This window comes from Streptomyces sp. NPDC037421, assembly GCF_055602105.1.
The window spans coordinates 31,166-55,391 of sequence record NZ_JBVJWV010000022.1 but is presented as its reverse complement, the minus strand read 5'-3'; the positions used below and the strand labels follow the sequence as shown (position 1 = coordinate 55,391).

Genomic DNA, 24,226 nt, shown 5'->3' with positions numbered 1-24,226 from the left:
CCATGTCCTTTGCCATCAACCTCGACGCCGAGCGCCGCGAGGTGCAGTATCCGAACGGGATCACGGTCCTGCTGAAGGGCCAGCAGTTCCTCTTCCCCGCCGAGGTGCCGGCGGATGCCCTCGACCCGCTGCTGTCCGATGAGCTGGATCTCGTGGGGCTCCTGAGCGACATCGTGGGTACCCAGGGAGCGACCGTGTCGGGCGAGGTGATCGAGCTGCTCTTCAAGCGGCCCAAGCTCCCTCGCCAGTTCCTGACTGCGGTGAAGGACATCTATCGGATTCTCCTCGGCGACGACGGGTTCGCTGACTTCGCGGGGGTTCGCCCATCGATCGGTGACTATGTCCGGCTGACCAAGGCCCTCATCGCTGTCTACGGGGTGGACCTGGGAAAGCTCTTCGGGTCGGACGACTCCTCCGAGAACGATGGGGAGACGTCGAGTCCGACCTCAGCCGATTCCACCGCCTCGACGCCCGAGGCATCTGGCTCCGGCCAGAACAGCCCGGATTCCTCGGCGTCCGCCGCCTGACCGTGCTCCTCGACGGTCTGCCTCAGGAATCCCGCGTCACCTCGTCGCCCATCGGCGGCTGGACCCCGCACACGGAACTCCTCGCGCAGCTCATCGAGGAGGTCTCCGTGCTCGCCGCTGACCGGCGCCGTGAGAACCCTCGGACGATCACCCGTCCGTACGGCACGACGCCCGCTGTTCCCATTGGGAACAGCCAGCCGGTGGAGCACCCCGCCCCGCAGATGACCGGCCACCGCACGATGCTCGCGGCGGCCGCCCGGAGAGGAATGGTGCACACCGGTGGCTGAGGGAATCCAGGCCGGCCGCCTCGAAGTCACCGTCGTAGCAGCCCTCGACGGCTTCGCCGCGAAGCTACGCACGAAGGTCGAGGAGGCCGCGGAGGGCCTGGCCGTCAAGGTCAAGGTCGAGGTCGACAGCAAGGGCCTGAGGAAGCGGCTCAAGACTGCCGTCAAGGAAGCCTCCGAGGGGCTAACGGCGAAGGTCAACGTACGCGTCGACCGGTCCGGGATCCGGGCAGAGCTGGAGGAGGTGGCCCGGCAAGCCGCAGGCAGCGAAGTCCGGGTTCCTGTTCGCGCGGACGACGAGCGCGGCGCCGGTGAGGGAGGTGGCGGCCTCCTTGGGAGGATCCGCGCGCTCCTGCGCGGTGCCCAGGGGGAGGCCGATCAGAACCCGGTCAACGTCCCGGTGCGGATGCGCATGCCGCGCCGCCGCGGCGCGCTGCGGATGCTCGGCCTAGGCGCTCTCCTCACGGTCATTCAGCCGGCCGTCGGCGCGCTGACCCTGTACGGCGGAGCCCTCACCGCGCTGGTAGGCGCCGCGGCCCCTGCGGTCGGTGTCCTCGGCGCGCTTCCCGGCCTGATCGCCGCGGGCGGCACAGCCGCCATCGCCACGAAGGTCGCGTTCGGCGGGTTCGGCGAGGCGCTGAAGGAGACCCTCAAGACCCAGGCGCAGCTCGCCAGCGGGGCGAAGCTGACCAAAGCCCAACAGCAGGCCCTGGACGAGTCCCTGAAGGGCCTGTCCGACTCCGCCCGCAAGACCGTCAAGAACGTCGCCAGCCTGAGCGGCGAGTGGCGAACCATGCGCCAGTCGGTGCAGGAACGTTTCTTCTCCAAGGTCGCAGACGAGATCAAGCCGCTGTCCAACGCGGTCCTGCCCCTCCTGAAGGACTCGCTCGGCGACGCGGCTGGGCAGATGGGCGAGCTCGCCCAGCGAGGCGCGAAGGCCATGCAGTCCGGCCCCTTCGCCAAGGACTTCAAGGCTGTCGCAAAGACGAACAGCAAGGTCATCGGCAACATCACCGACGGCGTCGGGAACCTCGCGGCCGCGACCGGGCACTTTCTCGTCGCGTCCGGCCCGTTCGTAGAGCGGGTCGGTGAGGCCGGTGAACGCTTCACCCGCTGGATTCGAGCCTCGGCTCAGGCCGGGCGCGAAACCGGATCGCTGGCGAAGTTCCTCGATCACGCGGCGGACAAGGCTGACCAGCTCGGACGCACGACGCTCTACCTGAGCAAGGGTTTGGCCGGCGTCGGCCGGGCCGGAATGGATGCGGGTAACCAGCTCCTCAACGGCCTTGAGGGAACGATGCTGCGCTTCTCCCGCTGGGCGAACTCCGACGCGGGCAAAAAGTCGATGCAGCAGTTCTTCAGCGACGCTGCACCCGTCTTCCACGAGCTCAACATGCTCGTCGGCGACCTCGGCCGCGGCCTCGCCAAGATGGCCAAGGACAACGGCCTCGCCGACCTGATCCACCAGATCCGCACCGAGCTGATGCCAGGAATCGGCCGCTTCCTGGACACCATCGGGCGCACCGTTGGCCCAGCTGTCATCGGGATCATCTCCAACCTGGCCTCCGCCATCGCCAGCCTCTCGACGGCCGGAACCGGGCTTGGCGTCCTCCTCGCGACCTTCAACGGTCTGTTGAATCTCTTTAACGGCCTGCTTCGCGTCGTTCCGGGCCTCGGGACGGCCCTCGGGATCCTCTTGGGGACGATGCTCCTTTTCAAGGTCGTCAGCGGCATCACCACCGCGATGACCGGCATGGCCACTGCGGTCCGCAACATCGGTTCCGCAACCAGCGTCTCGACCGGTGCCATGGGCCCGCACATCAGCGTCTGGCAGCGAATGAACGGCGCCTACACCACCGCCGCGGCCGGGGCGGGGCGGATGAGCGGCGCCATGGCCGCTGTCCGCTCGGGCGTGAGCTCCTTGAGCCTGGGCATGGGCGGACTGCTCGGTGCGCTCGGCGGCCCCTGGGGTCTCGCCATCGCTGCCGTCACCATCGGTCTTGGCCTGCTCGCCAACTCGCACGAGAAGGCGTCCCGGGCCGCAGCCGCCCACCAGCAGCGCATCAGCTCGCTCGCCCAGGCGCTGCGCGACTCCAACGGCGCGATCGACGCCAACGTACGCGCGCAGGCGGTACAGCTCCTGCAAGACGCCAAGCTCGGCGACGGCAAGACCAAGCTGGTCGACAAGCTCCGCAACGTCGGGGTGGGCCTCACCGAGTTGACCAACCTGTACCTCGACCAGGGCAACGGCCTGGCCGACCTGGAGACCAAGCTCCGCAAGCTCGCAGACGCCAAGCAGGAATACATCCAGAAGGGCAAAGACACTTTCGTCAAGGGCGACGGCGAGGAGTCGAAGCGGTACAGGTCAGCGGCCGACGCCGTGAAGTCGCTGAATGGCGAGCTGACGGAGGGCATGCGTAACGCCAAGGAAAGCGCCGACGCGATGAACAACGCCGGCAAGCAAGGCACCGACGCCTACACGCGCCTCAAGACCGCCGTCGACGGCATGTCGAACTCGACGGCCAGCGCCGACGAGCGGGTCAACTCCCTCAAGAGGGCCCTCGACGCGCTCACCGGCGGCACCGAGTCCTTCCACGACGCGCAGACCCGTGTGAACTCGGCGATCCTCTCCGTCAAGGACGCCATGGAGGAGAACACCGAGAAGCTGAAGGACGCGGCCGGCGAACTCGTCAACTACGACGGCTCCGTGAATACGGCCACGAAGAGCGGCCAGTCCTTCAACTCCCACCTGAAGGAGCTGCGGGACTCGGCAGCCTCCGCCGCCGTAGCCGCGTACGACCTGGCGAAGACGAACGGCACCCCGCTGTCGGAGGCCTTGGCCAAGGGCCAAGGAGAGATGACGAAGGCCCGCGAGGCCGCAGTCGCGTACGGCATGGATTTGGGTCTGACCAAAGAGCAGGCCGAAGGCCTGGCCAACTCGATCGGCCTCATGCCCTCCACGGTGTCGATCCTCCTCAACGCCAAGGGCATCCCGGAGGCCAACGCCCAGATCCTCAACCTCAACACCCAGCTCGCTACTCTGCCCGCGGGTAAGACCATCCAGGTCACCGCTCCCGGCGACGACGCCATCGCGGCGCTGCGCGGCGTGGGGTACGAGGTCACCATGCTGCCCGGCGGGAAGATGGTCTCCATCAGCGCCCCGACGGACGCCGCCCGAGGGCAGCTTCAGCAGTTCATCGACAAGCTCGCCGCGGCACCAGCCGACAAGAACGTGACGATCAACGCGCTCATCTCGGAGTTCGCCGCAGAGCTGGAGACAGCCAAGCAGAAGATCGCCGCTGTGCCGGTGGACAAAGACACCACGCTCAACGCGCTCACCGCCGAGGCACGCAAGGCGCTGGAGGAGCTCGGCTACAAGATCCATGACGTCCCCGGAAGCAAGGACGTCACCGTGAGCGCGCCGACCGGCAACGCGATCGGTGCCCTGAACAACCTCCAGAACCGGGTGGACGAGCTCCACGGCAAGACCATCACCATCACCGTGTCGTACGACGGAGTGAACTCCGACGGGTCGCCGCATATCGCGGGCATGGGGCGGTGGGCGAACGGCGGCATCCTCAAGTTCGCCGAGGGTGGCTTCCACAACGCGTCCCGCCGCATCAAGGCCTTCGCCAACGGCACCGAGAGGCACGTGGCCCAGATCGCGCGGGCCGGTGAGATGCGCCTGTGGGCAGAGCCGGAGACCGCCCCGGGCGAGGCCTACATCCCGCTTGCCCCGAAGAAGCGCAAGCGGTCCGCGGCGATCCTCGACACCGTCGCCCGGTTCTTCGGCGGCATGGTCGTCTACCCCGGCCAGGCCGCGGGGGGAGGCGCCCTCTCCCAGTTCGCCAATGGCGCCGTCTCCCTGCACCAGCGGAGCCGCATCACCGCCTCCGCACCCCGCAGCGCTGTTCCCACTGGGAACAGCGCGCTCGTCGGCGGCGACCTCAACCTGACCATGACCGGCGCTCCGATGTCGCCGGGCGAAGCACTCAACGACGCCATGTTCGAGCTGCGCCGCATCAAACGAGGAGGCGCACATGCCCCTAGCTGAGGGCGAGTGGAATCTGTCGTACGGCGCCCGCGGCATCCTGCCGGCGGCCGACTTCACGTTCGGCACGTTCCGGTCGGGCTTCTACCTGCTGGAGCCGTACGAGATCACCTACGCGGACACCGACACCGGCGATACCCCGATACCCCGGACCGACGCGATCCGCTTCGGGCAGGACTTCCGCGCACAGGCCACCGTGACCTTTGAGCTCGGCGTCGACACCGTGGCCGGCCCTGCACTATCCCGCCACGGCCGGAATCTCGACGCCGTGTCCGCCCTGGAACAGGTCTGGGACGCCGAATCGGTTCGGCGCTCGTCCGGGAAGACGGCTGTACTGCGCACCATGCAAGGGGGCCGTGCTCGACGCTGGTACGGCCGCCCCCGTAAGTGCGCCCCGTCTGCATCCCGACTGACCCGGCAGGGATACACGCCGGTAGTGGCTACCTTCGCTTGCCAGGAATCTCACTCGTACGACGATGCTGAGAAGAGCGTCCGTGTGGATCTGCAACCTCCGCCCCATCGTGGTCTGCGCGGGCCGTTGAAGGACCCGGTCACCATGACCGGAGAGAGCTCAGCGGTGGTGCGGGGTGGCCTCACCGTGGGCGGCACCAAGCCGACATGGCCCGTGCTTACGATTCGCGGGCCGCTCAGCCAGCCCCAGGTGGAACTCGTCGGCCACTGGACAGTGGGGCTCGATCTGACCCTAGGCCCCAACGACAGCGTCACGATCGATACCCGGCCCTGGGCGCGTACGGTCCTGCGCAACGGGTCCGCCTCGGTCGCCGGCCGCCTCACATGGGGTTCGCCACGAATGGAGGACATGCGGCTGCCGGTCGGCCTCCAGAGCCTCCTCCTCCGCGGCGTCGACGACACCGGCACAGCGTTCGTCACGGCCTCGTGGCGGGACGCGTACGCCTACCTCTGATCGGCGCCCCCAGCGGACAGGCCAGGACGTTAGGGGTGCCGGTGGTTCACGCTGCGGCTCCGTCGATTGAGAAGGAGCCGCAGCATGCCGTGGGATTCAGTGCCTTGGTTCGTGGAGGGAGGCGCCGAGCACTCCAGCGAGATCACCCGACTGCTTGCGTACGCCGCGTTCGGGGGTTCTGAGGGAGTCGTCGGCCCCGCCGACCTCCAAATCCGTGCCCTCGCTTCGCCGGCTGCGGCGGTCCAGGTGACGACGGGCGCCTGCGCCATCACGAACAAGGCACCTGGGTCCGCCTACCAGTCGTACGCTGGGCGCCTGCCGGTTGCCGAGCAGGTGTCTATCGCCGCTACCGGCGTGAGCGCGCGCTCGGACCTGATCGTCGCCCGGATTGAGAACCCTTTCAGCCAAGGTGAGAGCTGGGCCTTGCCGGCGGACCCGAAGGTCGGTCCGTACATCTACACCCGCGTCATATCGGGTGTACCGAAGACGACTGTGGACGTGAAGCAGGTCCGGCCTGGCGATTCGGCGATCGCGCTAGCCCGGATCGACCTGCCTCCCAACACGTCCAGCGTCACGAATGCGATGATCACGGACCTGCGGGAGATGGTCCAACCCCGCCGCGAACGCCGGATCTACCCCCTGTTCACGGCTAATGCGGAGTTCCTATTCCCGGAAGACGGCGCCTGGCACGACTGGCCCGACGTCGCCCGCGTCAACATCCGGATCCCCACGTGGGCCACCCGCGTTCAGCTCGTCACCACGATCGGCGGCCTCGGCCTCTTCAACGCCCTCGTCCGGGCTGAAGTGCAGCACTTCCTCGGCAACAGCATCTGGGGAGGGCACCCGACGACCATCGATGACGACCAAGGAGGCGGCGCCCGGCGACTGACGCAAGTGGTGGCCTCCACGGTCAACATTCCACCAGCGATGCGGGGAACAACCCAGCCCCTGTTCCTGAAGACCTGGATGTCCACCGATCACACAGGCGACCTGCGCGTGGACGACCGCTCCGCCATCGTCCACGACGTCGAGTTCCAGGAGGCCCCGGAGCTGGACGGAGGGGTGTAGTGCGGACGGGATGGCGCTTCATTGCTCAGCGAGCCATCTCCGGTGAGTTCATCGACTGGGACGTACCGCTGGCCCTCAGCAGCAACCCGCAGCGCGCCCTGTCCGGACCCGGCACCCTCACCGCGACCATCGAACCCGAGTACGCCCGGCTGATCGGCCCCGACAAGATGCCGATCTTGGAGGAGTGGAACACCAAGGTTTACCTGGAGGTCGATGGGCATCTGCGATGGGGCGGCATCATCACCAAGGCGTCGTTCGACGGCGCGAAGATGTTCGTGGAATGTGAAGGGCTCAGCAGCTACGCCCACGGCATTCCGTACGAGGACCGGCTGATCTCCGGCGAGCTGATCACCCCACCTGACCCCTACGACGGTCGCGACAAAAATCATGACGGCTACATCGACTTCACTAACCCGAAGCAGCCGATGCCGAAGCCGCCCGATCCGTACACAGGTCCGCGCATCGACGCCTTCGACGCCTTCCGAGCAATCTGGGAGCACATCCAGTCGCGGCCGTACGGAGACATCGGGCTACGCATCGACACCCACAACCTCGGCAAGCTGCTCGGCGCCGCAGATGGTTCCGACCCCTGGGAACTGGCCTGGTGGAACAGTCCTGATTGCGGGCAGGCACTCGACCAGCTCGCCCGCGACATGCCGTTCGACTGGATCGAGACGCACGCATGGAACAGCGATCACCGCTCGATCGAGCACAAGCTACGTTTGGGCACTCCTCGGCTCGGCCGCAAACGCGATGACCTGCGCTTCGCCGACGGCGAGAACCTGATCGCCATTGCCAAGCCCGAAGGTCTGGGCGACGAATACGCGAACGAAGTCGTGGTCCTCGGTAAGGGCGAAGGCCGGGCCATGCTGCGCGCCCAGGTAGCCCGGCCGGCACACAACCGACTTCGCCGCGTCGCCACCGTCACGGACAAGACGATCTCTTCCGCAAACGCTCTGCGCCTACGGGGCGAGCAGGAGCTGGACGGCCGCACGCAGGCCCTACAGATCCCCGCGATCCAGGTTTTTGACCACCCCAACGCGCACTTCGGTTCCTGGCAACTCGGCGACGACATTCGCGTCCAGGTCCACGTGCCGTGGGTGGGGGACGTCGACCTGTGGCACCGCATCGTCGGCGACGAAATCTCCGCCGATGGAACGTGCCTCCTCACCCTCAAGCGCTCAGACGCGTTCCACTACTGAGGAGCGTGCTGTTCCCACTGGGAACAACACGCCGGGACACTAACCCTTCCGCGCCTCGACCCTGCACTGATGGCCACCTTCCTCGACACGAAGTCGGACGCGCGGCGTCTGGCGACGCTGCTCGCCGATTACGACCTTCGGCTCCAAGCGCTGGAGCGGTCCACACAGGCATCGCACACCTCAATCGAGGGTGGTGCGATCGCGGTCTACGACAAGGACGGCACACACCGCGGATCCGTCGGGATGCAGCCAGATGGAACGGTTGCGATCGTCCCGACGAACTCGCCGCCGCCGCCGACTCCCACGGCGCCCAGGATCGATTCGGTCCTCGCTGGTCTCGTCGTGACCTGGGACGGGCTCTGGGAGGACAAGTACGTCACGCCGAACGACTTTTCCCTGGTGCAGGTGCACGTGGGTTCGGCCGCCGACTTCACCCCGAGCCCCACCACCCTCGCGGGCTCCATCACCGACGTCCACGGCGGCAGCCTCACGATCGCGATCGAGGGCTACACCTCGGTGTGGGTTCGGCTCGTCGGCACGAACACGGCGGCAGTCACCGGCCCGCCCTCCGCAGCTGCCCAGGGCACACCGAGGCAGGCAGTACCGCAAGACCTGATCGACGGAATCGTCACGGAGACCAAGCTCGCCCAGAGCGCGGTGACTGAGGCGAAGATCGCTCTCGGCGCGGTCGGCTCAACCGCGCTCGCGGCCGGCGCCGTCCTGGAGGACAAACTCGCCAAGGCCGCGGTCACCCTCGACAAGATCGCGAACGGCGCGGTCAACATGAACGCCCTAGGCGGCGCTCTCGCCGACAGTGCAGCACAGCGGTACGTCGACGCGATGGGCGACGCGACCAGCTGGCAGGTACTCGCGAAGGGGACCGGCGCCGCCTGGGAGCACCTGGCGGGCATCTCTGACGCACCCACCGGCCGGACCGTCGCTCAGGCGACCGGATTCATACGGGCTCGCGGGACCACCCTGATCCCGTACGATCCCGGCACTCTCTATCGGATCAGCGCCCGGGTGCGGCTGACCGGCCCGTCTGAGGCCACGGATTCCTTCTACGTCGGCGTGCTCGGTGTCGGCGCGGACAAGACCACGCTGGTCAATCGCGTGGGCGAGAACTCCGCGAGTAGCCACTTCTACGCCGCTGCATCGAACCAGCCCCTCACGACGAGCGAGGGCTGGGTGACGGTCGTCGGCTACCTCAAGGGCCGTGCCGTGCCAGGCGCCAACGGATCGGGCGGGGTGAGCCCCGACCCGCGGGCGGCCGGCCTGCTGCACGACGGTGTCCGCTTCATCTCGCCGTACCTGTGGCTGAACTACACCTCAGCCGCCACCGCGAACTCGCCCAACGTAATGCAGGTCGACGCCTTCACCATCGAGGCGTTGAAGACCGGCCTGGTCGACAGCACCAACCTCGTCGTCGGCTCCGTGACCACCGGAGCGCTGGCTACCGACGCCGTCACCGCAGGCAAGATCGCGGCAGACGCCATCGGCGCCCGCGAGATCCAGGCTGGAGCCGTCACCGCCATCGAGCTCGCGGCAGGATCCATCACCGCGGACAAGCTGACGATCGCGGGCGGCGCCAACATCCTCTCCGACCCCTCGTTCGAGGGCGCGTACACCGCGGCGGTTGTTGAGCGGTTCAGCTCGTACGCCACCCAGGACAAGGCCTTCGGCAACGGGTCACCGAGCAGCCTGAAGGTCGACTCGACGTCCGCTGTGGCTGCTCGACGGGCGGTGGAGCTGAGTCTCCTGCCGGTCTCTCCCGGTGATCAGCTCTACATCGCCGTCGACACTTTCGTGCCGGAAGCGTGGACCGGCAGCGAGGTCAACATGCAGGTGCGGTGGGAGGCGGCGGACTCCACCGTCCTCGGATTCGGGAAGGCCTCGGCGACCCAACCGGTCCGCGACGCCTGGACGCGTTTGTCCGCGACCGTCACGGCGCCGGCCGGGGCGTGGCGGGCCCGGGTCCGTCTTGAGGCATACGGCACGGCCGGGGCGGTGTGGTGGGACAACGCCGTGTGCCGCCCGGTCCTGGCCGCAGTCCAGATCGCCGATGGGGCGGTGACCGCGCCCAAGATCCTGGCGGGCGCCGTCACCACAGACAAGCTCGTAGCCCTTGCCGTCACTGCCGAGAAGATCGCGTCCCTGGCCATCACGACGGACAAGCTGGACGCCCTGGCCGTCACTGCGGACAAGCTCGCCGTGAACTCGGTGACCGCATCCAAGATCCTCGCGGGCACCATCGATGCCACGCACATCAAGGCTGGCGCCATCACTGCTGACCGGTTGGCCCTCGGGACGACCGGCAACATGATCTCCGACCCCAGCTTCGAAGGTGAGATCACGACTGCCCGCGTGGCTGCGGCCGGGGCCGCGTGGTCGGTTGTTCCCACTGGGAACGGCTCCACCAAGGCCGTGCAAGTCCTCGCCACGTCAGCCTCGCCCCTCACGCAGGGCATCAACCTCGCGGTGGTGCCGGTCCTCCCCGGGGAGTCTCTGTACCTGAGCGTCGACTACTTGGTCTCCAGCGACTGGTCCGGGGACTCGGTGCGCTTCGCCGTGGAGTGGCAGGACAGCGCGGGGGCCTCCCTTTCCTTCAACGCGGTCCTGGACAAGACGCCCACCCGGGGCGCCTGGGGCCGGCTGACCGGGAAGCAGCAAGCTCCCAGCGGCGCGGTCCGCGCCCGGCTTTACCTCCAGACGTACCTCTCCACGGCCGGAACGGTCCGCTTCGACAACGCCGAGGCGCGGGCCGTCGTGGGATCCCGCGGTACGGGGTCCCGGGCGGAGCTCTCCCCGGAAGGACTGCGCCTGTTCGCGGACGACGGCCAAGAGACCGTGTCGCTGGTAAGTGGGCAGCGGAACTTTTTGACGCTGACGACCGACGGCCTTCCGGTCGCGACGATCGACGACCGGGGAAACGGCCGGTTCTCGGACCTGGCCGTCGCCGGCAATCTCACCGTGGGCGGCGACAGCCTCAGCAACGTCATCGCCTACGCCCCGCGCGGCCTGGTCGCGTTCGGCCGCCAAACCGAAGCGGTCACCGGCGGGGCCTCCGAGTACGGCTATGTCGAGCTGTCTTTCAAGGCCGACCCCGCCCGCATGTACCGGGTCGTGCTTGACGCCTTCGTGACCGCGTCCACCGACGGCGGGGAAGTGCATGTCAGCTTCCGCGACGGAGGCTCCTCCACCCCCAGCGTCAGCAGTCCCGTGCTTCAGACCCGGGTCTTCGAGCTGGGGGGCACCGCCTTCCGCCCTGTGCGCGTCGAGCTGATCAAGTCCGGGGCAGAGTTCGGCGCCGGTCTGCACCGCCTCCTGGCCACCTTCCACGCTCAATGGGCGCCCGCCGGGCTGACCGTGACTCTCTTCGGCCGTGCTGACGTGCCGGGACACATGTACGTCGAGGACATCGGCCCGGCGCTGCCTGACACGGGTCTGTACAACGCCGGCGGAGGCATCGTCACCCCGCCGAAGCAGACCATCACCAAGTTCTACGGCGCCGCCTGGTCCGGGTCGTACGCCAACCGCGGCTCCTACAACTCGTTCTACGGCAACAAGATGCTCCAGGGTTACTACTCCAGCACCAACGGCATACAGGCGAGTCTGGTGGGCTTCGACCTCGGCAGCGACCTAGCCGGAGCCCAGATCAATGAGGTTTCGGTGTTCCTGTACTTCGACCACTGGTACTACGCGTCCGGCGGTACGGCCGTCATCCGTGCCCACGGCCATAGCTCGCGCCCCGGCTCGTTCAGCTCCGATGCCGACTCGGTCACCGCCGACTTCGGCCGCAACGAAGGACGGTGGATCGACATCAGCCACATCTTCGACTCAACCAGCTGGCGCGGCATTGCCCTCGACCCCAACAACAGCAACAGCACCTACTACGGCCGCGCCCGAGGCGCCGGCGAGGACTACGCCCCGCAGCTCCGCGTGACGTACACCAGATAGCCAGGAGAGCCCATGCCCACGTCCACCCTGATCGCCGAGCACGAGCTCGGCCGACACACCCTCTTCACTGCCCGAGTCCGTACCGCCTTCACCCGGGTCGCCCGCGAAGTCCTCGCCGAAAGCCCCACCACCCCCGGGAACCCCCTGCGTGTATCCCTGGCCCGGACGATGATCAACCCCGGCGACGGCACGACCCCCGGGCTCGCGCCCGTCATCGCCGCCGACCCTGTCGTCTCGGCGGCGGCCGCCGCCGCACACGACGACGCCAACCCCGACAGCGCCCAGGAGGCCGTAACCGACGAGGAGATCCTCATGGCTGTCCGGCGTGCCTGGAACCTCACTGCCGGTGTCGCCCCAACGGCGCCGTAACCACGCCTGGCCGAGACGTAAGGCAATCGGCCCGACACGGTACGAGCTGCGGGGGGCCGCCGGCCCCAGCCTCGGCCCCCCGCGCATCCCCACATCACCACCGAGGAATAGGAGGGCGCCATGGACTGGCTCGCTTCCCTGGCGCCCGCGCTCGCACCGCTCTGCGCCATGCTCGGCGTCGTCACCGGCGCCTGGTTCAGCTATCGCCAGGTCACCCGAAAGGCGAACACCGACGAACGCGTCGCTGCGGTCCAGGCCAGGGCCACCGCTGAAGCCACCGAGGGCCAGACCTACGTCGCCGCCATGCGCACGGTCACAGATGGCTTCGCCAGCCTCCTCGACCAGCAGCGCGGAATGCTCGACCAGCAGAAGGTCCTCCTGGACCAGGAACGGACCATGCACGGGCAAACCGTTGAGCGCGTTGCCATGCTCGAAGCCGGTCAGCTGGAGCTGACGCGCGAGGTCCGCCAGCTCCAGGAGGAGCAGCGCAAGGACCGCCGCTGGAAGGCCGCCGCTCTCGACTACATCCGTGATCTTCGGGGCCTTGTCGCCAAGGCCCTCGGCCGCCCCGCCCCGGAGCCACCAGACGAGATCGCGGCTGACGTCGCGAACGCCGACCGGTGAGCGGCCGCCCCGGGACGTAAGCAGCCGCCAGAGTGCAAAGTCCCCGCCGTCTCACCACCGACAGACGGGATCGCCAACATGTCCACACTCGACTCCATCGCCGCCGGCTCGGCCGTCGGCTCCATGCTGCCGCTGCTCACCGCCGTCGTGCAGCGCCCGCAGTGGTCCGTGCGCGCAAAGAAGATCGTCGCGGTCGTAACGGCGCTGATCGCCGGTGTCGTGACCGTCGCCTACGTAGACGGTCCGGAGCAGTTCCAGCACGGCCTGCCCACTCTCGCCACGCTCGCCGCGGTCCTGGCCGCCTCTCAGAGCGCCTACGACCTCGTGTGGAAGCCGACCTTCATCGCGCCGGCGATCGAGTCCGCCACCAGCCCGAAGGAGGCTCCAACCGCCGGATAGCACCGCTGCGTAGCGGCTGAGCAGCGCTGCGCAGGTATCATCCGCAATGAGGTGGCCGCCGTGCCGCCGATCTCACCGTCGCAGGTGGCCCCTCGCGGGTTTCTGGGTCTTTCCTCATGGTTGGGGCCTGGAGCGTTACCGCGAGAAATGGCGCCGAGACTGGCCGGGTACTGGCCGCTATCCGGGATGATCCGGCCCACGGTGAGATCGGTAGCAGGGCGGCCACCTCTCCCTGCACCCCCTGTCGGCGACAGCCGGCCACGAGCGACTCCAGGAGGGCCAGCCGTCATGGCGGCAACGCAGCAGAACGGGCTAGACGAACCGGGCTCGCGCCAAAGCCGCTGGACGGAGCCCGACCCGAGCGAGGTCGCGACCAGGATCGAGGCCCTCAAGGCTTTGTCCAACCGGCAGTTCACCACTGCGCTGGGGGTCTTCATCTCGTCCTCGGAGAAGGACCGAGTCACCGCGTACGCCGTGCGCTCGACGGAACTGGCCCGCAAGGCCCGCCGCGCCATCACCGATCTCCTCAAAGATCCCGAGAAGTACCTAGAGCCCCCGGCCCAGGAGAGCAACAACGGACGCCGGGAACGACTTCGCCGCTTCCGCCTGAACGCCGAGCACGAGGCCGAGCTGCTCCACAACGTCCTTGCGGGAATCATCGCTCGGCGCGGATACCTGCCCCCGGAGTCGAACCCGCGGGGGCGAGCACGTCGCCGCCTGGCTGACGAGTTCCCGGAGCGCTTCCTGGAGCTGGTGCGCGAAGAGGAGCAGAACGATGAGGACCGGGTAGCGGAACAGAAGCGTCAGCGCGCAGCAGCGAGGGCGGCCGACGCATAGTCCTGCCCCGGTGACCTACGAAAGGCGCGCTCCCAGCCCGGGGGCGCGCCTTCTGCGTTCGCGCCTGCGCACCCCCTCTTAAGGTGGGTCCGGGTCAGGGCTCGCCTCCCTATTCCCAGGTTCCGTTCGGAGTCAGGGTTCGGGTTCGCCTCCCCCAGGGCTTCGGGTTCGGCCCAGAGGGTTCGGGTTCGGGTTCGGCCCAGAGGGTTCGGGTTCGGGTTCGGCCCAGAGGGTTCGGGTTCGGGTTCGGCCCAGAGGGTTCGGGTTCGCTCTGGGGGTTTGCCCTTGTTTCCGCAGGTCAAGCGCGCGAACTCAACGGCGCAACCGCACCCTAGGCGGTGCTGGGACTGAAGAGACGTACGGCCCCGTGCGGGGTGTTCCCATTGGGAACACCCCGTTCCTGGATCCTTGGCTGGTTACGCGAACCCACTTCGGCACACGTCGTTCGGGCCCGAACCCGAACCCGGGGGGCGAACCCGAACCCGAACCCGGGAGGCGAACTTTGATCTGGGTCGCGGGCTGCGTGACGTGACGTGACGACTGCCGAGCAGACGGCAGACGGCTGAGACCCTGAGTACGGCAGGGCAAGGGGCCCGGCACGTCACGTCACCTCTGTGGGGCGAGCACTCCGCGAATGAATGCGGCGATGTTCCTGGCCGGAACGCGGTCTCCGAACTTGGCGTACTCCGCCGCCGCGTTCGTCAGCCCGTTCTGGATCATCGCTGCGAGCACCTCCGGCCGGTGCCCCTTGATGTGGTCCTGCATCGCTCGAACCTTCTGGATCTGCTCCAGGCTCGTGGCGCCTGGCGGCAGCAGATCGGCGGCGAACTCCAGGGATCCCAAGCCGAGCATCTGGGCCTGGAACTCCAGCTCGGCGACCATGTCCTCCTGCGCCCGGTCCTTGGCGGTCATCTTGCTCCGGGCCCGCGGGTTATCCGCCGCCGGCGCGGCCGTGGGGGTGCTCGGGGCGGCAGGTGCCTCATCGGGCGCGGGGGTGCTCGGGCGGCTCAGCAACGCCATGGTGATCGCGCTGTTGGCGTCGACCGTCCCCCACTCCGTTCGCACGATGGTCTGTGCGAGGGCGGCGGCTCCGTACTGCGCGCGAAGGTCGTTCAGCCGCTGCTCCCAGTTCGCGGGATCCGCTGCGGCCTGAACCAGCTGTGCTTCGACTGCGGCCGGATCCGGCACGGGCGGGGCGGGCGTGGGCTGGTGCTCACGCGTGCCGGCAGGAGCCTCGCGGCGGGTCGGGGCGGGACCCGGGCTCATGTGCCGCTCTTCGCGCGGCGGGGCCGGCTGGATCCACGGGTCGTCGTTCAGTTCTTCCGGCGTCGGGTACTCGGCGCTCATCTGCGCGGCAACGGCCTCGCGCTCTTCGGCCTTCCGCTGGTCTCGCTCCTGCTGCTCACGGATCAGCTTCGCTCCCTGCCCCTCGATCAGTCGGCGGAAGGTCTGTCCGGGAGCGTCCGGCATCTCCAGGTCAGCGACCTTCTCGGCTACGGCCCGGTCCCGGAGCTTCCGCAGCGCTTCGGCGTTCTGCCAGATATTGGGCTGGCGGATCTGGTCGATGTACCAGTCCAGGGGCCCCCGAACGGCTGCCGGGTGGTCGTTGTCGCCGTCGTCCGCTCCGTCGGCGATCTCGAACGCCTGGATGAAGGCGTACTTCTTCGCGGCGGTCATGGCCTTGTTGCTGGCCTTGTCGGACACGTCGGCGCCCTCACCGATCACCAGGATGGGCGGCATGGTGTCGCCGGTGGGGCCACGGAAGGTGAACTCCACCTCGATGATGGCGACGTTGACCTTACCGCGGGTGAAGTGCTCGTGACTGATGACCCGGGGAAGCATGCGCAGGCCGTGGTTCGCCATCGGCTTCCGAGCGGCAGTGACGATGTCTTCCTGGGCGCGGAAGTGGTAGCCCTGGTCCTTGTTCCGGCCTTTCTTGCCGACCGGGCCGATCTCCCGCATGACCGCGATGAATGCCTCATCAACGGTCAGAGGCGTCTCTGGGGTGGTCGTCTCGGTCATGGGTGACCGTTCCTCCTGGCTGGTGGTGTGGAGCGTTGCCCGCCCCGCGGCTTGCTCGTACCGGGGGCATGTTGCGCCGTCGGATGGTCTTGCGACCCCCTTCGGGCGTGGTTCACACTTTATCAGCTTGGCTACTCTTGCGGAGGAGCGAAAAGCCTCGAAACCGGCGCATCTTCGGCGGGATCCAGAAAGTCCACGGCGTGCGCCCTGTACCAGGTGTCCAGGGCCTCGGCCTCTGCGACGCAGCGTTCCGCCCGCTCTGGTTCGCGCGACGCGAGATCCGCCCACTGCGAGGTGCCCGGCTCGAACTCGGCACGGACCGCCTCTGCATCCCGGCCCAGCGCCGTCGCGATCTCAGCCCACGGCGTACCGTCGAGCACTTCCGCGCGCACGCTCCAGTTGAGCACCTGAAGCGCGAGCAGCCGCAGCCTCCGAGCCTCACGGATGCGTTCCTCTGCGGTGGCTGCGCTGGACGTCGCGCCCACGATGCCGCGGGCGAAGTCGGAGACCTCTCGCGCGTGGCTGGCTGCGATGAGTCGGGCCTCGGCAGCCTGCTGTGAGCGGTCCATGGGCGTACGGTCCATTCGAATCGGGCCGGGAAAGACGGCGGCGGGCGCCCCGAGAATACGAGGCGCCCGCCGAGCAGGAGTGAAAGGAGGTCAGCCCACGCCGACCAGCTCACGCGACTCCTCGTGCTTCTTCGCCAGGTACTCGTCGTACCACTCCTCGAACTTCGGCATGACGTTGGTACGGCCCGCAGCGTCCGAGCGGCCAAGCCGGCGCCCCAGGTTGCTTCCGCAGAACGGCCCCCGGGGCTGGAACAGAGGGTTGTCCCGCTTCCAGTCTTCGTAGGTGTTCGCGTCACGGGCCTCCCTGTACAGCTCGAACAGGGCCTCCTCGGCGTCCGACTGGGTCATCCCGGCGAATTCGTTCTTCATCACCACCTCCACCGACCTGGCCGCCACCGGCTTCGCCAGCGTGGCCGTCACGCCAAGCTTGCCCACGGCCCGCGCAGGGGATACGCCAGCGAACTGCGGCTCCCGGTCCTTGCGCACCTGTTCGGCCCTCTCCAGCGCTTCGCGTGCCGCCTTCTCTTCCCGGGCGACCTTCTCCCGGCGCTCACGCTCTTCGCGGTCTTCGCGCCGCCGGCGCTCGGCGTCTTCCCGCGCGGCGCGGTCACGCTCGACAACAAGCTCGTGGTCGCGGGCTGCCCGCTCCTGCTCCAGGCGCAACCGCTCCTTTTGCTCCTCGCGCTTCGTCCGCTCATGCTCCAGGGCAAGCTCGTGTTCGCGCTCGGCGAGGAGCCGCGCTTCCTCTCGGTCCGCCTGCTCCTGCTCCAGGCGGAGAGCGTGCTCCCGGGCGTCCTGCGCGGCCTTCTCGCGGGCGGCCTGTTCCTTCTGCCGTTCCTCGCGCTGCCGTTCGGCCTCGGCCTGCCGCTCAAGGCGGACCCGCTCTTCAACCTCAGCCTGCTCCCGCGCGATCCGGGCCAAAGCGGTGTTGATGGCCCGGCGGTAGGCGAGGCCGGCCTCGGCGGTCACAATGAGGAGGAGGGGTGCCACAGAGTGGACCGCCATGCCCACCCAGTCTCGGTGCAGGGCGGAGTTGCCCACGTTGAGAGCGAGCGTCATGATGCCGGTCATCCAGCGCAGGATCGCCGGCCAAGCGCCACCCGACGCACCGAGTCGCGAGATGACGGAGTCCAGGCGGACGACGATGACTACCGCGGCGTCCACGACGACGGGGAGGATGGGGGCCGTCCACTCCCAGCCGGTCGGGCTGACCGATCGGACCAGGGGGGTGACCGTGAGGACGCTGAACAGCAGGGCGCCTGCGGTGATCGCCCAGGTGCCCGTCATGAGGATGAACTCGGCCGCGCGAATCTCGGCTTCGGTCATGGCGGCAGCGCGCGACGAGATGGATGGGGCCACGGTGATGTCCTCCAGGAGCGTTGACCTGGTGCGCCCTTGCTCGTGGACGCCCGGTTGCCGGACAGCCTAGATCACGCGTGGCCCCTCAACGATGTCCGTTCTCCGCTAGGCCGGCCAGGTTTGAGGATTTACCACCTTTGCGGCTTTCTGCGGTCGTCGCCGACCATGCGCAGGACGGTCGCGCGGTTGCCGACCCGCGAGGCGAGCCGTTCACCCAAGACAGCCTCGATCTGATCGAAGGTCAGGTTTGTCGTGAACAGCGTGGCGCGTCCCGAGTTGATGCGAGCCGTGATCAGGTTGGACGTGTGCGTGCGCACGTGGTTGGTCGCGTACTCGTCCATCTCATTGCACAGGTCGTCCAGGACGAGCAGGTCGCACCGTTCGTACCGTTCCCGCACCTGTGTGGGGGTGAGACCAGCGGGCGCCCCCTCCGGCCGGAGCCAGGCGAGGTACATCGAGTGCGAGACGAACCGGGCCATCAGGCCGCATTCGACGGCGAAGGAGCCCGCGGCGGCAGCCGCCACGGTCTTCCCCGCACCGACACCACCGGCCGCGACGAGGTGGAGGATCTTCGGCCGGAGTTCGCGCCGGTCTTCCACGGGCAGCTTGAGCTGCTCGCGGTTGTGGCGGCGGGCGGCGGCAAGCTGCTCAACGTACTTCTTCATGTGCTCGGGGCGCTGGCTGGGGTCGTCCAGGGAGCCGAGGGTGTACCGGGCGTAGTCCGCGTGGCCGGACAAGCGCAGCGAGTTCACCCACGCGTCTCGGTAGACCTGCTGCTGGTAGGCCTCGGTGTCATCCGGTCGGTCCTGCGTCATGGACGCCTTGGCGGGGTCCATCCCGCGCTGCCGAAGGATGGCCGCGACCTTGCCGACCGCGCCGGCCGCAAGCATGGGTTCGCGGCTCTGGCTCGGCAGGGCAGGTGCTGCGGGTAGGGCAAGAGGCATCTCGTCGGACCTCCTTTCGGACGGCTGATCAGTCGTCATCGGTCTGGACGCCGAACACATCGAGGTCGGGCGCGGCGGGGACAGCGCCCTTCTCCGGCTCGTCCGGCTTCCACTGATCGTTCTTGAAGATCGGCTGCACTCCGCGACGTCCGCCCGCCTTGCCCTGGACGCCGTCCTGGCGGCCGAGCGCGGCATCGAACTGCTGCGCCGACGGCAGCCAGAGCTTCAGCTCCTTGAGGGCGGCGAGAATCTGGCGCGGGTCGTACTCAGCCGCCAGCGCTCCCCGGATCATGCCGCGCAGGGCGAGGAACTTGCTGCTTCGCTGGCGGGGCGTCCCGGTGAGCCTGGTCATCTGCTTGGCTTCAACCAAGGCGGGGGCATGCTCATCCCACCAGAGCTGCGCGCCCTTGTGCGCCCGCTGATCCAGCTCCAGCTCCGCCGGCGACTTCTCCTTCGCCGCCTTCGCGGCGGTCGTCTTCTTCGCGGCCGCCGCCTTCTTCGCTGCGGGCTTCTCGGGCGCTGGCGCCGGAGCAACCGGCTTCCGCGGCCGGCCGGGGCGGGGGGCAGGGCCGGCCTTGGCCAGTTCCTCGCGCTTGCGGTCGTACCAGTCCGCGACGGTCACCACTCCTGTGAAGCCGGGCGGCGGCGTCTGGTGCACGATGTACAGCTTGCCCTTGGCGCCGTTGGGCCGCGTCATGGGCTCGGTGTCGATGGCACCGACGGATTCGAGTTGCTGGATGTACTTGTCTGGCGACTGCTCGCGATTCCAGTTCAGCATCTGAGCGATGGTCAGGCGGGTGGGCCAACTGATGTTGTCTCGCCTGGAGACGTTGACGTGCATCGCGAGCACCCCGTAGACCGCCTTGGCCTGCGGGTCTAGGTCTTCGTGAAGCGTGATCCAGTCCGGGATCGTCGTGTAGGGGGCCTTGCGGCCAGCGGCGAGCCGGAACTGCTCATCAAGGTCGGCGGGGTCGTGCTTGGTCACTGGACGACCCCTTCGGTGGGCAGGTGCAGCCGGTACTCGACGTACTGCTTGTCGCCGCGTCGCCGGCGGTAGTGCACTCGGCGTTCAAGCAGCCCGGCCGCGACGAGCTGGCCAGCCGCCTTCCGGGCCTGGTGGTGCGTGAGCAGCCCGGTCGCAGCGAGGTCGGCGCAGCGGTGCCATTCACGTACGTCTATGTCCCGACGACGCAGGTGCCTGACACACAGGAGATACGTCGTCGGGCTGATCGCGTCGCCGACGAGGTCGGTGGCCTGGTCGATCAGCGCCAGACGGGTGTCGCTGGGGATCACGAGGGGTCCTTGCATGAGGTGCGCCCTGGGCCCCGCCGCAGGGGCGGGGTGGGGCGTGGCGTGCGGAAGATCAGACGGAGGCGGGTATGCGCCGGTTGGCGGCCGGGCGGGGGCCGTAGTTCGGGCGCTGGGGCCTTCCGAGCTTCCGCTTCTTGACCAGTGCCTTGCGCTGGTCCTCGGTCTTGCCGCCGAAGACGCCGAAGACGCAACGGCTGGCCGGGTCGAGTGCCCACTCCAGGCACTCGATCTGGAAGGGGCACGGGGCGCAGGTGGTCTTGGCCTCTTCGATCTTGGCGAGGTCCGACGGAGCCGGGAACATGAGCTCCGGGTCGATCTGCGAGCAGGGGGCGTCGCGCATGAAGACGGGGATGCTCACTGTCCCGCCTCCAGGCTGCGGTGGAAGTCGCTGGCCGTCAGTTCGGGCAGGTTCGAGAGCATCTCCTCGATGAAGCCCAGGTAGGCGTCCAGGGCCTCCACGCCCGCCGGGTCCCAGGAGGGGCTGACCTTGAGGGTCACACCACCCGGGTCGTACCCGATCCCTGGGACCACCTCGCCGGTGGTGCGGTCAACGACCGTGTTGGTCGCGCAGTCGTACTGAACTCGCCCCAGCAGGGCGGTGACGAAGCTGGGCCTGACGACGAAGTCCATCTCCCCGCGCTCTTCGGCGTAGTCGGAGACGGCCTGGTCGTCCGCGACGAAGAAGCTCGGCTTCGACACGCTGCGCGTGAACGTGCCGATCGGGACGGACCTGTCCTCGGCGCCGCTGGCGGGCATCTCCGCCGTGGTGCTGCGCAGCCCCTTGGTGCCCTTGATGTAGTCGGCGTTTGCCTTGATCAGCGGGTCGCAGATGGCGGCAACCCGCGACTTCACGCGGTAGGCCACAGCAGCCCTCAGCGCCTGGTCGCTGTAGTCGACGGCAGGGGTGCCGTTCTGGTCGGACATCGCGTTCGTGCCTCTCTGGTTTGCCGGGTGCTCGAACCGGCTTCGGAGCGTTGGGCGGTCTGCTGCCGGTGGACCTTCGCCCCTATGGACGGAGTGAGGTCCAAATTCGTTACACCAGACCGGGTGTGACTGATTGCTCGTACAGCCACAGTCCCAAACTGTACACCACGTCCATGCCGTGGGGGAGAGCCACGCCGAGGACGTAACCCGTACGCCGAGGGCTTCCTGGACGCGGCCCGGACGGGTAGGCGACGGAACGCGCACCCGACGAACTCACCTGCCGGGCCCCGGCATCGCCCCGTCCGGACACGTGGGGCGGCGTCGGCCGAGGAGCGGCCGGAAGGTCCGGCCATGACGGCATGTCCCGGTAGCGAGCCGGGACGCCGCGGTTAGAGTCCGCGGGCTCGCTGACCCGCCGGCCGCTCCCTACCTCCGCCCGGTTGCGCACCAGGAGCCTCGTGACCGGCCTTCAAGCCCCCCGGTTCATCAGCTACATACCGCTCACCGACCTGCCGCCCGACCCCGTGAACCCCAAGAAGCACGAGGTCGAGCGCATCATCGCCTCGATCCAGGACCACGGCTTCATCGAGACGCCGGTGGTGGACGAGCGGACCGGCCTCCCGATCGCCGGCCACGGCCGTCGGAAGGCCCTGATCGAGATGCAGACCCGCGGCGAACCCGTGCCTCGCGGTCTGCTCGTGGACGACGACGGCGGGTGGCTCGTACCCGTTACCCGTGGATGGTCCTCGACCAGCGACCGCCAGGCCCGCGCCGTCCTCATCCTCCTGAACCGCCTCTCATCGGCTGGCGGGTGGGAGGCCGGTCCGCTCGCCGAGATCCTCGAAGACCTCGTCACCTCCGACACCGCGCTGTTCGACTCGCTCGGTATCGCCGACGACGAGATGGAGGAACTCCTGCGCCAGGTGGACCCCGAGGGTCTCCCGCAGGGCCCCGATGGCACCGAGTCGCCGACGAAGGACGATCTCCCTGGAAACGGCTTTGAGGAGGGATACAGCGACAGCGGCGACAACGAGCGGGCCAGCTCCCTGTCCTGCCCGGCCTGCGGACACCTCTTCAGCCCGGGACGTTAGCCCCCCAGACGATCTACGGTCCCCGCCATGCCCCGCCGCAAAGTCCGCCGCACAGACGCCCCGCCGCGCGCCCGGCTGCTTACGCCGGACGTCGAGGCGCGCCTGATCGACGCCAGCCGCGCCGGGCTGGCCGTGGACCTGGCGGCGGTCAACGCGGGCGTCAGCCGAGCCACGTTCCTCCGGTGGATGGCGTATGGCCGCACCGAGGCAGTGGACCGGTCGGCAGGCAAGGACCCCGACCCCGAGCTTGACGTCTTCGTGGAGTTCTTCGAGAAGGTCGAACGCGCCCGCGCGGCCGCCGCGCTCTCTGCCGCCCTCGACATTCGCAGGGCCAGCCGCGGAGGCATCGTCACCACGCACCGCACGTTCGACCCGCACTCCGGCAAGGTGCTGGAGGAGACCATCACTACGCCGCCGGACTGGCGCGCGGCGGCCTGGTACCTGGAGCGGCAACACCGCAAGCAGTACGGCAAGGAAGACCACCTGGAGGTCGAGCTGACCGGCGCGGCAGGCGGTCCCGTGGCCGTCGAGCACACCGGGCCGGCCACTGACCTGGCCACGCGTCTTGCCGAGACGCTGCACGCCCTTCAGTACCCCGACGAAGACGACCAGGTGCCCGACCCCGCATGAGGCCGAGACGCTAGGCCTTTCGAAGCCTCACCGTGCTCCCTCCTGAACACCAGAACCGGAGGGCACACCACCCATGCAGATCATCCCGCGCAGCCAGTGGGGCGCTTCACCCTGGAACGGCACCCCGAACACCATCCCCCTCAGCCGACGCACCGAGTTCTTCGTCCACTACGACGGGGGTGACCCCGTCACCCGCACCGGCTACGCGATCATGCGCGCGATCGAAGCCGGACACCTGGCCCAGGGATGGGCCGGGATCGGCTACAACTTCGTCGTTGACCAGGCTGGGACCGCGTACGAGGGCCGGGGGTGGAACCTCCAAGGCGCTCACTGCCCGGACCACAACGCCACGGGCATCGGCGTGCAGATCGCCATCGGCGGCGACCAAGAGCCCAGCGCCGCCGCGCTGGCCACGTGCCGCGCCCTGTACGAGGAAGCATGCAGCCGGACCGGCCGCACCCTCGCCAAGCGCGGCCACAAGGACGGATTCGCCACCCTCTGCCCCGGCCCGAAGCTCTACGCATGGGTGCAGGCCGGGATGCCGGCGGGGGACTACGAGCCCGCCCCGGACCCGGGTGGCTGGAACGGTGATGGCACGGACGCGAACTACGAGCGCTACCAGGTCGTCATCAACGGGCTGAGCTACGGCTACGGCGCCCAGGGCGAGCACGTCACGCAGGTGGGCCAGGCCCTCGTGAACAAGGGCTTCGGCAAGCACTACACCTCGGGTCCGGGCCCGGTGTGGACGGACGCCGACACCGCGAATTACGCCGACTACCAGGAGTCCCTGGGCTTCACCGGCAAGGCGGCGGACGGCGTCCCGGGCGAGAGTTCCCTCAGGGAGCTGCTCGGCACCCTCCCGGGCAGGGTCATTCCGAAGCCGACGCCTCCGTTCCCGGGCCGCGACAAGTTCGGCCCCGGCAAGAACAACGGGAGTATCACCCTCCTGGGCCAGCAGCTCGTACGGAAGGGGTACGGCGGCTTCTACACCAGTGGTCCGGGCCCGAAGTGGTCCGAAGCAGACCGCAAGAACGTCGCTGCCTTCCAGCGCGCGCAGGGCTGGACCGGCTCCGGTGCGGACGGGCTGCCGGGCCCGGAGACCTGGACCCGCCTGTTCTCCTGACCTCCCGCTC

Annotated in this window: 22 protein-coding genes; 14 read left to right on the top strand and 8 right to left on the bottom strand. The window is 68.5% G+C overall.

Features of this window, described 5'->3' with window-relative positions; all coding sequences use genetic code 11:
* Positions 1-2: 2 nt before the first annotated feature.
* The 11 genes from ACZ7IF_RS26830 (at position 3) to ACZ7IF_RS26780 (ending at position 14,243) form a co-directional block, all read left to right on the top strand.
* A complete protein-coding gene (locus ACZ7IF_RS26830) occupies positions 3-527 on the top strand; it encodes a hypothetical protein (RefSeq protein WP_470151785.1) in 525 nt (174 codons plus the stop codon).
* A gap of 2 nt (positions 528-529) precedes the next feature.
* Positions 530-814, top strand: a complete 285-nt coding sequence (locus ACZ7IF_RS26825; RefSeq protein ID WP_470151783.1) for a hypothetical protein — start codon at positions 530-532, stop codon at positions 812-814.
* Positions 807-4,865: a hypothetical protein gene (locus ACZ7IF_RS26820; protein WP_470976120.1), complete on the top strand. Its 4,059-nt coding sequence runs from the start codon at positions 807-809 to the stop codon at positions 4,863-4,865. Before ACZ7IF_RS26825 ends, ACZ7IF_RS26820 begins: the two co-directional genes overlap by 8 nt.
* Positions 4,852-5,787: a hypothetical protein gene (locus ACZ7IF_RS26815; RefSeq protein WP_470151781.1), complete on the top strand. Its 936-nt coding sequence runs from the start codon at positions 4,852-4,854 to the stop codon at positions 5,785-5,787. The genes ACZ7IF_RS26820 and ACZ7IF_RS26815 overlap by 14 nt, the downstream gene beginning before the upstream one ends.
* Positions 5,788-5,871: 84 nt before the next feature.
* On the top strand, positions 5,872-6,855 hold the full coding sequence (locus tag ACZ7IF_RS26810) for a hypothetical protein (protein ID WP_470976117.1): 984 nt from the start codon (positions 5,872-5,874) through the stop codon (positions 6,853-6,855).
* Positions 6,855-8,057, top strand: coding sequence for a hypothetical protein (locus ACZ7IF_RS26805; RefSeq protein WP_470151778.1), 1,203 nt, complete (start codon positions 6,855-6,857; stop codon positions 8,055-8,057). The genes ACZ7IF_RS26810 and ACZ7IF_RS26805 overlap by 1 nt, the downstream gene beginning before the upstream one ends.
* A gap of 69 nt (positions 8,058-8,126) precedes the next feature.
* Positions 8,127-12,014, top strand: a complete 3,888-nt coding sequence (locus ACZ7IF_RS26800; RefSeq protein WP_470976115.1) for a hypothetical protein — start codon at positions 8,127-8,129, stop codon at positions 12,012-12,014.
* 12 nt (positions 12,015-12,026) lie between these two features.
* A complete protein-coding gene (locus tag ACZ7IF_RS26795) occupies positions 12,027-12,383 on the top strand; it encodes a hypothetical protein (RefSeq protein ID WP_470151774.1) in 357 nt (118 codons plus the stop codon).
* A gap of 120 nt (positions 12,384-12,503) precedes the next feature.
* Positions 12,504-13,007, top strand: a complete 504-nt coding sequence (locus ACZ7IF_RS26790; RefSeq protein WP_470151772.1) for a hypothetical protein — start codon at positions 12,504-12,506, stop codon at positions 13,005-13,007.
* 78 nt (positions 13,008-13,085) lie between these two features.
* Positions 13,086-13,406 (top strand): hypothetical protein, encoded by a 321-nt coding sequence (locus tag ACZ7IF_RS26785; protein ID WP_470976111.1) that lies wholly within the window; start codon positions 13,086-13,088, stop codon positions 13,404-13,406.
* Between the two features lie 288 nt (positions 13,407-13,694).
* Positions 13,695-14,243 carry a hypothetical protein gene (locus ACZ7IF_RS26780; RefSeq protein WP_470976108.1) on the top strand — a complete coding sequence of 183 codons (549 nt, stop codon included), beginning with the start codon at positions 13,695-13,697 and terminating at the stop codon, positions 14,241-14,243.
* 606 nt (positions 14,244-14,849) lie between these two features.
* Here ACZ7IF_RS26780 and ACZ7IF_RS26775 read toward each other — a convergent pair.
* From ACZ7IF_RS26775 to ACZ7IF_RS26740, 8 genes are all read right to left on the bottom strand, one after another.
* A complete protein-coding gene (locus tag ACZ7IF_RS26775) occupies positions 14,850-16,265 on the bottom strand; it encodes an ERF family protein (protein ID WP_470976105.1) in 1,416 nt (471 codons plus the stop codon).
* Positions 16,266-16,396: 131 nt separating this feature from the next.
* Positions 16,397-16,834 (bottom strand): hypothetical protein, encoded by a 438-nt coding sequence (locus ACZ7IF_RS26770; protein ID WP_470976102.1) that lies wholly within the window; start codon positions 16,832-16,834, stop codon positions 16,397-16,399.
* 90 nt (positions 16,835-16,924) lie between these two features.
* Positions 16,925-18,160, bottom strand: coding sequence for a DUF2637 domain-containing protein (locus ACZ7IF_RS26765; protein WP_470976099.1), 1,236 nt, complete (start codon positions 18,158-18,160; stop codon positions 16,925-16,927).
* A gap of 161 nt (positions 18,161-18,321) precedes the next feature.
* Positions 18,322-19,137 carry an ATP-binding protein gene (locus ACZ7IF_RS26760; RefSeq protein ID WP_470976096.1) on the bottom strand — a complete coding sequence of 272 codons (816 nt, stop codon included), beginning with the start codon at positions 19,135-19,137 and terminating at the stop codon, positions 18,322-18,324.
* A gap of 28 nt (positions 19,138-19,165) precedes the next feature.
* Positions 19,166-20,122 (bottom strand): hypothetical protein, encoded by a 957-nt coding sequence (locus ACZ7IF_RS26755; RefSeq protein WP_470976094.1) that lies wholly within the window; start codon positions 20,120-20,122, stop codon positions 19,166-19,168.
* Entirely contained in the window at positions 20,119-20,445 is a 327-nt protein-coding gene (locus tag ACZ7IF_RS26750; protein ID WP_470976091.1) for a hypothetical protein, read from the bottom strand. Before ACZ7IF_RS26750 ends, ACZ7IF_RS26755 begins: the two co-directional genes overlap by 4 nt.
* A gap of 55 nt (positions 20,446-20,500) precedes the next feature.
* The gene (locus ACZ7IF_RS26745; RefSeq protein WP_470976089.1) at positions 20,501-20,806 is read right to left on the bottom strand and encodes a WhiB family transcriptional regulator; all 306 of its coding nucleotides are present in this window, start codon (positions 20,804-20,806) and stop codon (positions 20,501-20,503) included.
* The gene (locus tag ACZ7IF_RS26740) at positions 20,803-21,372 is read right to left on the bottom strand and encodes a hypothetical protein (RefSeq protein WP_470976086.1); all 570 of its coding nucleotides are present in this window, start codon (positions 21,370-21,372) and stop codon (positions 20,803-20,805) included. Before ACZ7IF_RS26740 ends, ACZ7IF_RS26745 begins: the two co-directional genes overlap by 4 nt.
* A 458-nt stretch (positions 21,373-21,830) precedes the next feature.
* On the opposite strand from ACZ7IF_RS26740, the gene ACZ7IF_RS26735 reads away from it, so the two are divergent.
* The 3 genes from ACZ7IF_RS26735 (at position 21,831) to ACZ7IF_RS26725 (ending at position 24,216) form a co-directional block, all read left to right on the top strand.
* Positions 21,831-22,463, top strand: a complete 633-nt coding sequence (locus tag ACZ7IF_RS26735) for a ParB N-terminal domain-containing protein (protein WP_470976083.1) — start codon at positions 21,831-21,833, stop codon at positions 22,461-22,463.
* Between the two features lie 27 nt (positions 22,464-22,490).
* Positions 22,491-23,093 carry a hypothetical protein gene (locus ACZ7IF_RS26730; protein ID WP_470976081.1) on the top strand — a complete coding sequence of 201 codons (603 nt, stop codon included), beginning with the start codon at positions 22,491-22,493 and terminating at the stop codon, positions 23,091-23,093.
* A gap of 73 nt (positions 23,094-23,166) precedes the next feature.
* Complete coding sequence (locus ACZ7IF_RS26725; protein ID WP_470976078.1) at positions 23,167-24,216, top strand: peptidoglycan-binding protein; 1,050 nt, start codon at positions 23,167-23,169, stop codon at positions 24,214-24,216.
* Positions 24,217-24,226 lie beyond the last annotated feature (10 nt).